Here is a 14,446-nt window from a genome sequence, read left to right as displayed (position 1 = left end):
GTATTTCAAAAAAGATTCCATTGCAGAGAGAAATACAAGCCCTGTTCTTGTAAGGTTTGATCGCTCGAATCTGTATCTATTAGAGGAATACCGTAATCAAAGCGAAAATTAAAATTCTCCTCTTGCCAAAGCAAGCCAATACCTAGAGATGCCAAATTTTGAGGATCTGGATTAGGTACATCAAAGTTATTCCAGCCAAGGCCATAATCAAAAAAAGGAATGATTTGTACAATTCTTGGTTCGGAAAAACCTTCAATAATAGGAATGCGAAGTTCGGCTGAAGCTAAGAAACCATTATCAGTAAGCAGTCGATCTTGTCGATAACCTCGGACAGTATCAAAACCACCAATACTAAATTGTTCCGAAGGTAACAGTGCATCATTTGCTAGTTGCAGTCCACTCCTGAGCAATAATAGAGTATCTGGGGCTAACAAGCTTACCCACTGGGCTTGTCCTCGCCAAGAAAAAAAGCGACTGTCGGGAATTCTTTCAACCCCGGCGATCTGTTCGTTAGTAGTAGCATCAAAAACATTTAGACCAAAGCTAAACTCCGAACGCAAGGCGAAAACTGAACTAGCATTTTGTCTCGTCCATTCTTGGGCAAACCGCAGGGCAAAAATCCCAATATCGCCGTCGGCTTCCGCACCAGGAGATAAGGGAGAAGGGTTGTTCCCTAAAGAAGATTCGCTGTTACGCCAAAAAGCTGTTGCACCTAAAGCAACCTCGTCAAAAGTGCGAGTATCGCGATCGATGTTTTGAATTATGGGTTGACGCAGACTTAGTTCATAAGAACGAGATTCTGATTCAATATCTAAGGTATCAAAAGGAGACTCAACTACTTCATTTTCTGTGTTATTGAAGGTAAAACTCAGGGTACCGTTATCGGGATTAATCGGAATTGTGTAAGCAACGTCAAAGGCATCGCTACCATCGGTATTGGTATAACCTAAGCTAACTTTATCTCCCCATCCTAATAAATTTGCTTCTGTAATTATGCCGCCGCGCCGAAAACTTCCCACACTGGGAGAACGATTGTTATCACCAAAAATTTGAAGATTAAAAGAGTCTGCTTCTGATACTTTTACTTCTAGTATGCTTTGTTCTGAACGAGAACCAGCAGATAAGGTAGCAGAGATACTGTCAATTAAAGGATCGAGCTGTAGTAATTGTAAGGCTTCTTGAAGTTCGTAGATATTTAAAGGCTTAGATACAGCTCGGTTTAAACGAGAACGGATATAGTTACTATTTAGCTTCAGAGAGTCTTTCCCAGGAAGAATTCTTATTTCTGCCAACTCCCCTTCAATAACTATTACTTCAACAATTCCTGTTCCTTGTTGTTGAGTTGCTTTAGGAATCGAAATAATTGCACCGGAGGTACTATATCCTCGTTTGGCATAAAGACTAGCAATATCCGAAGCAATTTGGAGCAATCTGGTTAAAGAAACCGGTTTGTTCGTTAAATCTGTAGTAAATTTTTTGCTTAATTCTTCACTAGTAACAGCTGTGTTGCCAGTGAAGATAAATTTAGTAACAGTAATTGTTTCTTCTGTATTGAGAAATTCTTCTGATGGAATTCTGGGAGAGGGAAGTAATTCTTCTGGCGGTGGTGGTAAAGAGGGAGGTTCTTCGGGTAGAGAAGGAGGTGAAGATGGCGGAATGATATCCTGTGGTGGTATTTGAGGTCTGTCGCGAGAATCAAGGCTATTTTGAGTAATTTCGCTAGTTTGTGCCCTAAGATAACCAGTATTGGTGGTGCTGGTTAAAACTACTAACAGTGAGTATAGCCAGTAGCGCGGGAATCTAATCATTGTTTCCTCATTTTTGCTCAATAATTCATTTAGCCCCCTAAATCCCCTGCTCCTCCCTAGCTCCCCCATAGTGCTGCAACCATCAAATTCGATGTTTACCAGCTTATTTCTGACAAGGAAAACTGTTGAGCAGAGTTACATTACTAACCTCATCTCCTGTAAAACTTTTTTCTGAAGTTGGTGCTTGTATCTTCTTGTCTGCAAGATCGAGCGGAATCCATTCAGCGATGACCATTTCGCTACTGAATAGCTCGTCAGGGCTAGGCGGTAAACCCCCTGTGCCAATATCGAAAAATTCTAATGTTGGCTGACCTCCTGCTGTTTGGCAACCTTCGGCAACTTTAGCTTCTACTGTGTCTTGGGGTAAGTTATTTAAACCGCGAGTGGGATCGATGACAGAGGTATTAATTTCTACTTCTCCTTGCTGTCCAAATTTCGACGATGCTGTGATATCGCTCAGAGAAGTTTCTTGGTCGCGAAACTCTATCCCAAAAATGCCATTGGCATTAATCCTAATATTCCCACCATCTCCTTCAAAGGCATTGGCACTAATATCACTATTTTCCTGGGGAAAAGCAATAATAAACGGCGCATCTATTGTAATATTGCCCCCATCTCCTCCTGATTGAGCAGTACCAGCGGTAGCAGTAATTTGACTGTTATTGCGTAACGTTAATAAATCTGAAAGGGTCAGGTTAATATTTCCGCCTTGGCTGCTGACAGTTTCAGCAGTAATAGTTCCTTGATCTAGGGTGAGAAAATCTGCTTGTAAATCAATATTTCCGCCTATACCTTTACCATCACTGTTGACTGCTATTTGCGCTTCATCTCTAACAACTACGGTAGTAAGGTCGATGAATATACTACCACTGTTGCCAGTAGAATTCTCTTCAGTGTTGGCAAACAGACCGCTGTTATCTCCAGCTAGGAAAATACTGTCTTCCACTTTCAGGGTGATATCTCCTGCATTGCCATTGCTTTCAGCCAGGGTGAATATACTACTATTTACTGGCTCTCCGTTAATATCTCCAATACCAGTAATTTCTACAGATTCGGTAGCATCAATATTGAGAGTGCCACCATTACCTCTTTCAGTATCGATATTATTGACTCCGAATAAGGAACCTGCGCCTATTTGTCCGCCATCGCGTAGGATTAAATTATTGACATTAATATCTGCATCACCTGCATCACCCACACTAAAAGTATCAGCAGAAATTAATGCACCTTTTTCGATAATTAATTCTTTGGTGGAAAGACTTAAATTTCCTCCATTTCCAGTCGACTGAATTATTGTTCCAAATTCATCTTCTAGTGATGGCTCGACACTAACAAAAATACCACTTCTTCCTTCTCCTCCTAATTCTGCTAAGGGAGAAGTACCCGTTAGCAAAATTGAATCCGAGATATTTAGAGTTAAATTACCTCCATTCCCCTCATTTTGGGCAATTGTTCCGATTTGTGCTCCATCTCTTACTTCAAGTTTAGGAGTATTCACAGTCAAATCTCCAGCATCTCCTATTGCAGTTACTAAATCTCCTACATCAGCACCTAAGGAACTAGGATTATTAGTTCCTGGTATTGTGCCAATTAGTCTTACAGATTCTATTGCATTAACCAGTAAATCTCCTGCATTACCAGCCCCAACAGTAGAAGTAGAAATTTGTGCTCCTTCATTTATAGTAAGTTTTTCCGTAGTGATAGTTAAATTGCCCCCATTTCCAGTCCCATCGTCAAAAACGTTGGCAAAAATACCTGAAGCTTTAAAATCTTCTGGATCTTCAATGGGATCTTCAAAAATGAAAGATTTTTCGACAATTACCTCAGAAGCATTGATATTGATATCTGCTCCTTGACCAAAATCATTAGTGGTAGCTATTTGAGCTCCATTTGTAACTGCTAGTTTTGGGGTATTAATATTAATACTGCTCCCTTCTCCAGTAGCATCATCGAGAACGTCGATGAAAATTAAAGTTCTAAATTTTCCAAGCTCTACTTCTGCGGCATTACCATCTAATGTTAACGATTCAGAAGCAATAATGTTTACATCACCAGCTTGACCTGCTTCAGTATTAAGAGAAATTGCACTACCTTCAGTAAGACTAATATTTCTACCTTGAACTTGAACATCCCCAGTATTTTCGCCATAACTTTGGACCAACGCGCCAAAAGCAAGGCTAATGTCTTGGAAATTTTCGACTCCTTCATAGCCAATATCCAATCCTTCTTTAATTTCAGTCAGGCTAACAATACTGTTTTTCGCAACACTACCTATTTCAATACGACCTCCAGGTGTAGCCAAATATCCCCCATCAATTAAGACTTCTCCACCAATTAAAGCTAAGTTTTGCTCTGAATCTAAAAATATTTTTGCCTGATTAACAATTTTTCCTTCTTTACCTTCAAACTGCAATCCAATCAGCTGCTGAACGTTAACCGTCAAAATTGGCGGTGCTTCTGGGTTAGTCGCACTAAACTGATTTCCATCAGGAAAGAGAATGCCATCTGCAGTAGTCGTTAAAAACGAACCTCGAACATCTAAACTGGCATTCGGTCCAAACAGGATACCATTAGGGTTTAGAAAAAACAGATTGGCATTACCCAGTACCCCCAACCTTCCTAAGATGTTAGAAGGGTCACTACCGGTTACGCGACTAAAGATATTCTTGATCGCCGCTGGATTCTCAAAATATCCTGCTCTATCTTCACCAATACTAAATTCGCGAAAACTGTGAAAGAGATTACTCCCTCTAGCTGCCCCTCCTGAAATGCGATCGCTCTCAATTCCTTCGATGGTATCAGGAGTCACCACAGAACTTTCATCATCCAGAGTCTCGTCAGGAATAATTTGCGCCAAAACTATACTTTCCCAACAAGAAATAGTAACGCCGCCCAAAGCGATCGCGATCGCGAATTTCCTAAATCTAGCTCGCCAGTCTCTACTCATAGCTAAAGCCTCAAGAAAGACGGGGATTACGAAGTGAATCAGTCAGATTTCTCAGAAAAGTTAATTCTCTTTTCAGACCGATACCTTTATTCTCCAGAAATTTCCGAAAAGAAGATAATTCTTAGTTTATTTCACCTTAAATGTTTAATTTTTGTAACATTTTATAACATTTCTGCCATAATCTGGAAAAAATCTCTCAGGTTACTGATTAAAAAAGCTATTCCCTTATCACTCATTTAAATACATAAATGCCAAAACCTTACCCCAATAACTAAATGAAACCAACAAAGTTAGTAGGTAATTAGAGAAAACTCAGGCGATCGCCCTACTTCTTTCAGGAGGTGAATACCAATGTGTTGGTTAAAAAATAAGTTAATCGCTAAAACAGTAATTTGGTTAGCAACGGAAATTTTATTCAACTTCGCGGGAATTGATGACTTAGCTGACTACAGCGAGTTCGTGTTTGAAAACAATTTTGACAAGAATGTAGTAATGCTAATAGGTTAACAATACTAACGTAATGACAACTGGCATTTAGTCAGAGAGAGATTCAATTCGGACTGTAGTACTAATGAAACGTGAATAGATAATTCAATACGTACCGATGCGAATTCGATGTTGACCACGTAAAAATCTTCTGTACGCTCAATAAATCTGTCACCATGTAATCATCTCATGATGATAACTACTGTATTTAAGTAGTAAGACAGAATTAATTGTATATTTTAAGATAAAGTTTTAAGTGACTATTTTCAGGTTAAATTAAGGGGTCATTATAGGAGAAGTTGAGGCAATCGCTGAAAGTTCGGGAGAACCCAAAGTGCTCGGCGATCGCCTAAATAAAAGAAACCAGATTAAGATGAGATATATTAAGGGTTTAAACAAAGATACATTAAAACTTTTAAAGAGAATTTACCAGCAGAGTAAATATTATCAAGTAAGACAGAGAGCCCATTGTATTAAATTAAGTTATCAAGGCTATAAAATCTCAGAATTAAGGGAAATATTTCAAGTAAGTCGCAATACAATTTACAATTGGTTTAATGCTTGGGAATCATCTAAATTTTCGGGACTTTATAATAGTCCTGGTCGGGGAAGAAAAAAGCTATTTACTGTTGAGCAACAGCAACAAATAAAAAATTGGGTAAAAGACACGCCCAAAAATCTGGAAAAAGTCCAATCAAAAATTTTAAGAGAATGGGGAAACACCGTAAGTAAAAAGACTATAAAAAGAATAATCAAATCAGCTTATATGGGTTGGTCTAGAATCAAAAGAAGGGTAGGAGGAAATCCTATCCCTGAATTTTACGACCGAAAAGTCAAGGAATTAGACAAATTAAAAGAACAAGAGTCAACAGGAGAAATTGAAATTAGATACGTAGATGAAAGTGGTTTTTGTTTAATTCCATATATCCCTTATGCCTGGCAAGAAAGAAAACAAAAAATCGAAGTCCCTAGTCAACAAAGTAAAAGATTAAATGTCTTAGGCTTTTTAAGCAGACAAAATGAACTAGAAGTATACACTTTTAAATGCAGTATTAATAGTGACGTCATTGTAGCCTGTATAGACCAATTTTGTGAAAAAATCACCAAAAAGACCATTCTAATCATGGATAATGCTTCAATCCATCAAAATAACTTTCTCTGGAATAAGGAAGCAGAGTGGTCAGAAAAAGGACTAGAGATTTTCTTTCTACCAACTTATTCCCCTCATTTGAATATCATAGAAATTCTCTGGCGTTTTATTAAGTATAAGTGGTTAGAAAGTGATGCTTATGAAAGTTATTCTGCTTTAGTAGATGCTGTCGAAAATATTCTCAAAAACTTTGGTACGGAATATACAATTAATTTTGTCTAGGTACTTAGTCCTATCAATAGAAGTACTTACTTAAATGAAACTTACACCGATGATGTCTACAGTTTTAACATCAGTGATACCAGCAGCATCAATTTGAACCTCCACAATATTACTTCCGGTGATGATGCGGATCTTTATTTGTATGAAGACAGCAACAACAACAGAGTGTTTGATTCAAGCGACCAACAAATTGAAAGTTCCCGTCTTGGAGGTAACATGGACGACTCAATTAACTATTTGGCTTCGGCAGGTAATTACTTCGCCGTAGTTGAGCGCTATGCTCCAAGTAGTAACAGTCGTTTAGACTACGAGCTGGACTTGTCTGCTACTCCAGGCCGTCCCTATCCTGCACTCACAGAACCTCCTAACTTGCTTCCGAACGAGGTCGATGGTGGAGTTTTATCCCGCGGGGACCAGTTTACCTACAATGGCTGGGTGGGTGATAGTGATACATCTGATGTCTACAGATTTATTCTTGACCGATACAGCAATGTTAATGTTAGTCTCACTGGATTGAGCAGTGATGCCGATATCCAACTAATTCAGGATTTTAACGACAATAACATTGTTGAGGCAGGTGAGGTTGACTCTAATTTTACTTCAACTAATGGAGGCATATCAGATGAAGAATTTTCCTTTAGCTTACACGGTGACAACCCCTTCTACGTCCAAGTCTATCAATACACTGAAGACACCAGCTATCAGTTGCAGGTAGACGCTAGTTATTGAAAGTATTTCATAGCAGTGGTTCAACCCAGATAAGCACCTAAAAACTTAGCGCTTATTGCCACTCTAATTGACAGTAAGCGGAGCTAGGGATGTACCTGATGCTAGCTTCGCTTCCCACCAAAAGTCCAATCATGAATGCAATTTTACAAATCGGTAATCATACTCTCACTGCTGAGGAAATTATTCCTCTTCTAGCTAGTTACAAGCTCATTCCCCAATTGCTGTGCGAATTGATCATTGACCAAGCAATTGTGCAGATCAGCTATACACCGGAGGAGATAGCTCTTGCTTACCAGGAGTTTGATCGGCATTGGGGGCTGACTTCCGAAGCAGAAAGGCAAGCCTGGGGAGAACAGTGCGGTCTGAACCAAGAACAGTTAAAACTCTTGGTAACTCGAAGGCTCAGAGTTGAAAAATTCAAAGAATCTACTTGGGGTAGTCAGTTGCGTTCTTACTTCTCCAAACGCAAAAAGCAGCTTGATCGCGTAGTTTATTCCTTGATTCAGACTAAAGATAACGGAATTGCCACTGAACTTTATTTTCGTCTTCAAGAGAGAGAACAATCCTTTGCCGAACTGGCTCGCGAATATTCTAAAGGTTCAGAAGCATTAACAAATGGGCTGATGGGTCCAGTTGAGTTAGGCACGCTTCACCCAACACTGGCTTATCTACTATCTAGCAGTCAAATCAGCGAAATTCGTCCTCCCGTGTCCGTGGGAGAATGGCAGATAATCGTGCGCGTTGAAAAGTTTATCCCCGCACAATTCAATGATTTAATGCGTCAACGATTGCTCCAGGAAAAGTTTGAAGCCTGGTTTCAAGAGCAGGTTAAACAACTCTCTTACCAAGAGCAAATTTGGATGGGGATTACACCAAGGAATCAGCTTGAGTTGACAGATAAGCTAGCAGCGGCATAGTAGGCTCAGAGAAAACTAATTAATTTGCCAAGTTGTAACGTTCGACAACTGGTTCTTGGCTAATCTCATCTAATCCTACTTGTTGTAATCAGTCAGTACAAGTAGTAGCGATCACTTTGTTTTAGCTCTATTTGTCGCAGGCGATCACTCTATTGTTGCTTTAGAAATCGCTTTTTTATAATCCTAATTATTTTAGACGATCGCGCTATCAACAAGCCATCTAAATCTATTCTTTCTTCTTCAGTTATGGCGCTCACTCTTGAGCCCTTTTTTCAGCGATCGCTTTTCCCGATCTTATCCCAACTGAAGTGTAGACTAGTATTAATTCAACTAAAAAATCAACATCACTATCAGGGCTGGCTTCGTCTCGTGCCACTGAACCAAAGATTTCCAGAGACTTAACACCAAGATCGTGCAATTCGGCTTGATGGGCATTCAAAATCGATACTACTCGATCTCTTTTCATGGATTATGCGTTGTAATGATGACTTAGATTTATTCTATTAATTTTCCAAATTGTAACGTTTCACAATTGGCTTTTGACTGATTTCATCTAAACCAACTTGTTGCAATAAGTCACTCCATAAATTAGCGATCGCTTTATTTTCTGGCTCTATTTGTCGCAGGCGATCAAGATTAGTTAAAGTATCGTACCAAAGCCCATTTTCTGCATAAATAGATATACGCTCTATGGGTTGAACTGATTCTAGTTGATTATTAATAAATGGATTCAATCTTACTCTTTCGATCCATCCTTCTACAAAATCATCAGTTGTATCTTCTGAATCGCACATAATATTGAAATACCAATGATAACTTTTATCAATTTCTAATGTAATCTTATCTTTAGGAAGAGTTAAGCTGACTATCCCAGATGTTTTATTTAAGGTAAAAGTAGTTTGATAAATTTCATTTTCCGCTTCATCCTGAAGAACAAATTCAGCATAAGTATTAGCTGGATAAGCAACGTAAAACCAAAAATTTGGATGGTCAACAGCTGTTTTTCCCCAGACATAAGTTTTACTTTTTGTTTCCGTTTCTATGGGTATTTCAGGCATTAGAGCAATCAGAGGAGTAATCTCTGTTGCTTGTTTAGTAAATTTACATAAGCTATGGCTTCCTGCACCTTTCCTGCGACCTCCAGGAGCACCATTGTCTGCTACAGGAGGTGGATTAAAAGATACTTTTATAGTTCGAGAAATATCGTCGATTGGTTGTCGAGATTGTGCTTTTCCTTCTGAAGCATTAACGAGCGAAGCGATCGCGGTTAAAGTAATAGTCAAACCGATTATTATCCTCTGTCGAGATAATTTAAATAAAGACATTTTCCTTTTTCCAAACTAAAAATAATTATTAAAAATTGCTAATGATAAAAAAGAAGTTATTTAATTAAATATGCTTTTTCTGTTCAAAGTATGCTATTTAAATAGTTATTAAAGATGTAGCGTTTTAGAGACTATTATTGTAGTAGTTACTAAAGCTAATACTGGAGGTATTAGAGGTATCCATTCACCGTGAATAAAGATAACCAACGAGATAGCAAATATTCCTATTAAACTGCCAGTTACGTTGAAAGCCAGATATAATCTATGGGCACTAGTAAGAACTAATATCCCTCCTACAATTGACCATCCCCAAATCCAAAGTGCTTCACCCAAATCGCTCCACCACCACAGCATGGGACGTTCATCTAAAACTGCACTAATAATTTGACTTACCATTTGTGCTTGGAGAAAAACTCCTGGAATTTCTTTTCCGTAAGGTGTGTCAAAGAAATCATCATAATTCTCTCCCCTTGCAATAGTACCGATCAGAACGATTGGTTGTTGCATTCTCTTTAACAGGGGAGGAGGAATTCCATCTTTTAGTACTTTTTGTAGTGAAATACTATTGGCAACGGTTTTAGGTGAGGAGTAGAAACGGTAATTAAGAAGTATTTGGTAACCACGGTCATCTAGTTTTTGATATCCGCTGTTATGATTATTTAATCTCTTCAGAATTAGATTTTTAAGCTGCCATTCTCCTTCCGAGGTAAGTTTGGCTGTGATATCTTTTTTCTCAGATAAATAATGCAAGGCAAGTAATGAGCTTAGGGAATAGTCAGTATCACAGGGGTCTGTCGGTTTGGGAATCATACTTAAAAGATGGCGACGGACTACTCGATCCCGATCCAGAAGAACATCACTGAAACCCCATTGTTGTTTTGGTATATCTTGAGGTGGAGGAGTTCCAAAATAGTTTTTATTATTTTCAACAGAATAAGCCTTACAGATAGCAAAAAAACGCTCATCTTTTTGAAGACGGATAGATAAATCCGAATCAAAACCGGCTGGACGATAAATATCTAAGCCAATAGAAGTAGGATTTAGCTTTTCCAGTTCATCTAATAATTTGTTCAGGGCTGGATCTGATAAAGATTCTAAGGAACTTTTGTACTTCATTCCTGCCTGTTCTTGATATTTGATATCAGAATTATCGACAGTAACTACCAAAATACGTGGATCTGGCTTGACTTCTCCAGGACGTAATTGCATTAGGCGATCGTACGCATATAATTCTAATGGTTGTAATAGACCTAACCAGCGCACTCCGATCACCAAACTAGCGATCGCTAAACTATTGAGAGCTGCTTGAAAAAGTCGATACCATTGAGATCTTGCTCGCTGGAAAAGAACTACTTGGCTAGATCGTGGTGGTAACTTGTCTGAAATTGTACTCAAAAAATCATTTCATTGGGGCGGTATTACATTTGGATTTTGGAATATCAACGGTAACCAAGTTGCACCAGGGTAATCAGTAAATTCTTCTAGTCTAGCTTGTGCCCTGCGAACCGCAGTATATAAAGGCAGTCCGCAATTATATTCGGTTAAAAATTCTTTTAAAAAGGATTGAGCAACTAGATCTGGTACTATCTCTTGCATAGCAATAACTACTGGAATATGGAGATCTGCTAGTCTTTGGGCGAGTCCTAAACCGTCACAGGAGTTAAAAATAGCTATTTTTAAGCCGTTACTAATTGCTTCTGTTAGAGCATTTTTAAACTGATCGAGCGTTAAACTTTCTCTTTCGTTAAGATAAATTCTACCAACATTAATTTCCCTCTGACTATGACCGGCAAAGAAGAACACATCCCAACCTCTACGACTGCGCAACTGTTGAATTAGTTCTCTGGAAATAGGCTGGTGTAAAAAAACTGGTTCTGTATTTTTTAAATTATTAATTGCTTGTCGATCTTCTGTTAAATCGATATTTTTACTATCTCCAAAAACGGCTAGAATGCTAACTTTATTATGAATTGTTTGTATTAAAGAGGGTGTATAGTTTTCATTAGTACTATAACCAATACCTACGTCGGGATAATCTGATAACAAATCCCATACATGCCAAGGTAGTTTCCATAGTTCTTCTTTTCGAGCTTTAATTATTAACCGTATTTCTTGAGTCTAACAACCGATCAGCTGTTGCTAAAGATAATTCCGTTGTCGTTACTAATTCCTGTTTGGTTTGAGCAACTGGTTGTGGAGATAATAAGATCTCTGTGATATCTGACTCTAAATATTCCTGACTGATATAGTAAGAGCGATCGCTTGGTTCGTATACTCCTCGATCTTTCAATTGTTGATAACTGACGTATCCTCTGACTCTCATCCAAGCTTCATCAGAAAGGTCTAAATTTACTTGAATAGCGATATAATAATCTGCTTGCCACTGAGGAATATCAACCCATTCTTGAGGTATATCAAACTCTTCAATGTCAGTCGTCTCACTGGGAATTAATGCTATTTTAGTTTGACCTAAATTAATAACACTACCGTTAACAAATTGCCAAAGATCGAGTAAAGATGTCTCTGTTTGAATTAAATTAGACCGATCGCTGTCTTCTTCAAACCAAGGGATAAAAGTTTGCCAGCAGAGATCGTTTAGGTGCGCTTGACATCGACTGGTAGGATTAGAATACAATTGCGATCGCTGCCAAGATTTCTGCTGTATTTCCTCTGTTATTTTCAACCATAATTGGTTGGGGTAACGTAAGGATTCAGGTATTAAAAAGAGAGATAAGGTTGCACTCGTTAAGAAAACTGGGTAATGTAACGGTAAGATGAACCAGGAACCTGAGTTAAACGAACTAGAAAAACTCAACCAGTTGTCAAAAAAGGAACTGGTGAAGCTCATACTGAGTCAACAAGAAATCATCGAGCAGCTAAAAATAGAAATAGAGAAGCTAAAAATAAGCAGAAGCCTAGACAGTAAAATATCGTCAAAGCCTCCATCATCAGATTTACTCAAAAAACCAGAAAGAAAAGAAAAGTCATCGTCTCAAAAACCGAAAAAAAGTCCCGGGGGGCAATTAGGACATCAAGGGAAAACAAGAAAAGGATTTGGGCGAGTAGATCGCTGCGAAGTACTCAAAGCAGAAAAGTGCTTGAGTTGTGGAGAACTGTTAGCCTCAGCAGAATCAATCAAGATTGAAACCAACTCAGCAGCAGTATTAGTAGAAAGACCAATAGAAATAGTTGAGTATCAACGTCATCACTCTCTATGTCAGTGTTGTGGAGAAATAACATCGCCACAATGGTCTCATCAGATTGTACCAGGACAAGACTTGGGAATTAAGTTACAGGGATTACTAGGATGGCTAGGAAACTATGGGCATCTACCCTATCAAAAGCAGCAGGAACTATTGCGGGAGTTAGGTCAAATTGAAGTTGGATTAGGAACTTTAGTTGCCAGTAACCAAAGAATTTCAGCAGCTATTAAGCCCAGCATTAGTGAACTAGAAGAATGGATTAATCAGAATCATCCAACCTTAAATATTGATGAAACACCTTGGTCAGTAAGAGGATTAAAAGAATGGTTGTGGGTGTTTGCTAATCCGAATTTTTGCTTATTTCGAGCGGGGGATACTCGTTCGAGAAAAGAAATAGAAGACCAACTAGGCGCGCAGTATTCGGGAATCATTATCTCCGATGATTTCAGCGTGTACAATGGCTATCCGGTCGCAGCACAACAAAAATGTCAGGCTCACTTACGTCGTCACTGTCAAAGACTCATGAAAACACCAGGAATTGACAATGGATCAATGGGACTAGCTTTGACCGAAATTGCGGATTCTGCTTTTCGACAACATCGATTATGGCGTGAAAATAATCATCGGCAGCAATATCTCGATTCTACTACGCAATTAAAAACTCAAATCAATTTAGCTTTGAGTAAGTGGAGTGAGAAGGCAGGTTATGAAGCTGGTAAATTATTACGGAATTTGAAATTAAAAGCAGACCAATGGTGGTATTTCTTAGACCATCCAGAAATTTCGCCTGATAACAATCTCGCCGAACGTGCTTTAAGATTGGCAGTCACTAAACGAAAAATAAGTGGTGGTTCTCGCAGCATGACACGATTTCAAGATACAGCTAATTTATTGAGTGTGATTCAAACCTGCCGTTTTCAGGGTCGCTCTGTGATGGATTTTTTCACTCAAGCTTTATTGGCAACTATCGGTGTTATCGATCGCCCTTCTTTAATCCCTCAATTTAGTACCTGAATTCTTACGCAATTTTATTCCAAAATTATTTAATTTTCTGAGACTATTTATATCTACATTACACAACAAATGCCAATCTGATTGTAAATCTATTTTTTCTCTAATCGAGTTTTTAAGTATACTTAAAATATAAGTTTTAATTGAAGCCTTTTTATCGTTTTGAGGATTATACTTATTCAGATATTTTTTTAATTTGTGTGATTGACATAAAATCTCATTGGTCAGACCATAAAACTCTTCTAACTTGGCTGCATAAAATGGAAAATAATGAAAATTTCTCCAAATTAAATAACAGCGGTCTAAATCGAGATAAGCTAAGAAATGCCAATGAGCAAAACGCCTTTCCGAATCAGATTCTGGCTTATTTAGAAAATTTTCGACAAAATATTGGACATAATCAGACTCATTCCATTCTGGATGTAAGTTAGCTAGTCTTTCTATTCTCTTTCTTAATTTATATTGCACTAAAGCTTTAAATAGTGGATAACCATTGTTTTGGTGAAATCGTGAAATGTGGAAAATTTATCGCTCATGTCCTGCTCCTATAATGCCAAGGACATCAATAGTTAAATTGAGATAATCTAATAACTTATTGGGGAACCCCCAAATTTTTTATGCATTTGACTCGATCGGAATCAAGAGAGG

12 protein-coding genes and 1 pseudogene are annotated in these 14,446 nt (G+C 38.2%); 4 read left to right on the top strand and 9 right to left on the bottom strand.

Annotation, left to right across the window (positions count from 1 at the left end):
* Nucleotides 1-5: 5 nt before the first annotated feature.
* The 3 genes from PLEUR7319_RS0115970 to PLEUR7319_RS43145 form a co-directional block, all read right to left on the bottom strand.
* Nucleotides 6-1,808: a ShlB/FhaC/HecB family hemolysin secretion/activation protein gene (locus tag PLEUR7319_RS0115970; RefSeq protein WP_019506232.1), complete on the bottom strand. Its 1,803-nt coding sequence runs from the start codon at nt 1,806-1,808 to the stop codon at nt 6-8.
* A gap of 103 nt (nt 1,809-1,911) precedes the next feature.
* Nucleotides 1,912-4,755, bottom strand: coding sequence for a filamentous hemagglutinin N-terminal domain-containing protein (locus PLEUR7319_RS0115965; protein ID WP_019506231.1), 2,844 nt, complete (start codon nt 4,753-4,755; stop codon nt 1,912-1,914).
* Nucleotides 4,756-5,045: 290 nt separating this feature from the next.
* Nucleotides 5,046-5,174: a hypothetical protein gene (locus tag PLEUR7319_RS43145; RefSeq protein ID WP_256380640.1), complete on the bottom strand. Its 129-nt coding sequence runs from the start codon at nt 5,172-5,174 to the stop codon at nt 5,046-5,048.
* Between the two features lie 440 nt (nt 5,175-5,614).
* Between PLEUR7319_RS43145 and PLEUR7319_RS0115955 the strand changes: the two genes are divergently transcribed.
* From PLEUR7319_RS0115955 to PLEUR7319_RS0115945, 3 genes are all read left to right on the top strand, one after another.
* Nucleotides 5,615-6,613, top strand: a complete 999-nt coding sequence (locus tag PLEUR7319_RS0115955; protein WP_019503786.1) for an IS630 family transposase — start codon at nt 5,615-5,617, stop codon at nt 6,611-6,613.
* Nucleotides 6,614-6,625: 12 nt separating this feature from the next.
* Complete coding sequence (locus PLEUR7319_RS35630) at nt 6,626-7,342, top strand: pre-peptidase C-terminal domain-containing protein (RefSeq protein ID WP_063822249.1); 717 nt, start codon at nt 6,626-6,628, stop codon at nt 7,340-7,342.
* A 131-nt stretch (nt 7,343-7,473) separates the two neighbouring features.
* The gene (locus tag PLEUR7319_RS0115945; protein ID WP_036800156.1) at nt 7,474-8,259 is read left to right on the top strand and encodes a peptidylprolyl isomerase; all 786 of its coding nucleotides are present in this window, start codon (nt 7,474-7,476) and stop codon (nt 8,257-8,259) included.
* Nucleotides 8,260-8,584: 325 nt separating this feature from the next.
* On the opposite strand, the pseudogene PLEUR7319_RS35625 reads toward PLEUR7319_RS0115945, so the two are convergent.
* The 5 genes and pseudogenes from PLEUR7319_RS35625 to PLEUR7319_RS35610 form a co-directional block, all read right to left on the bottom strand.
* Nucleotides 8,585-8,725, bottom strand: a pseudogene (locus PLEUR7319_RS35625) (nucleotidyltransferase family protein); the annotation flags it as partial.
* A gap of 37 nt (nt 8,726-8,762) precedes the next feature.
* The gene (locus PLEUR7319_RS38235) at nt 8,763-9,584 is read right to left on the bottom strand and encodes a DUF928 domain-containing protein (protein WP_019506226.1); all 822 of its coding nucleotides are present in this window, start codon (nt 9,582-9,584) and stop codon (nt 8,763-8,765) included.
* Between the two features lie 108 nt (nt 9,585-9,692).
* A complete protein-coding gene (locus PLEUR7319_RS38230) occupies nt 9,693-10,979 on the bottom strand; it encodes a CHASE2 domain-containing protein (RefSeq protein ID WP_019506225.1) in 1,287 nt (428 codons plus the stop codon).
* Between the two features lie 9 nt (nt 10,980-10,988).
* Nucleotides 10,989-11,630, bottom strand: coding sequence for a CHAT domain-containing protein (locus tag PLEUR7319_RS38225; RefSeq protein WP_019506224.1), 642 nt, complete (start codon nt 11,628-11,630; stop codon nt 10,989-10,991).
* 46 nt (nt 11,631-11,676) lie between these two features.
* Nucleotides 11,677-12,267 (bottom strand): DUF1822 family protein, encoded by a 591-nt coding sequence (locus PLEUR7319_RS35610; protein ID WP_019506223.1) that lies wholly within the window; start codon nt 12,265-12,267, stop codon nt 11,677-11,679.
* A gap of 91 nt (nt 12,268-12,358) precedes the next feature.
* Here PLEUR7319_RS35610 and PLEUR7319_RS0115920 point away from each other — a divergent pair, with 91 nt between their 5' ends.
* On the top strand, nt 12,359-13,801 hold the full coding sequence (locus tag PLEUR7319_RS0115920) for an IS66 family transposase (protein WP_019506222.1): 1,443 nt from the start codon (nt 12,359-12,361) through the stop codon (nt 13,799-13,801).
* On the opposite strand, the gene PLEUR7319_RS0115915 is transcribed toward PLEUR7319_RS0115920, so the two are convergent.
* Nucleotides 13,778-14,266, bottom strand: a complete 489-nt coding sequence (locus PLEUR7319_RS0115915; protein ID WP_019506221.1) for a hypothetical protein — start codon at nt 14,264-14,266, stop codon at nt 13,778-13,780. The two genes, PLEUR7319_RS0115920 and PLEUR7319_RS0115915, sit on opposite strands and share 24 nt — an antisense overlap.
* Nucleotides 14,267-14,446 lie beyond the last annotated feature (180 nt).

This window comes from Pleurocapsa sp. PCC 7319 (genome assembly GCF_000332195.1).
GTDB lineage: Bacteria > Cyanobacteriota > Cyanobacteriia > Cyanobacteriales > Xenococcaceae > Waterburya.
The sequence above is the reverse complement of the archived record's forward strand: the minus strand, read 5'-3'. Positions and strand labels throughout refer to the sequence as shown.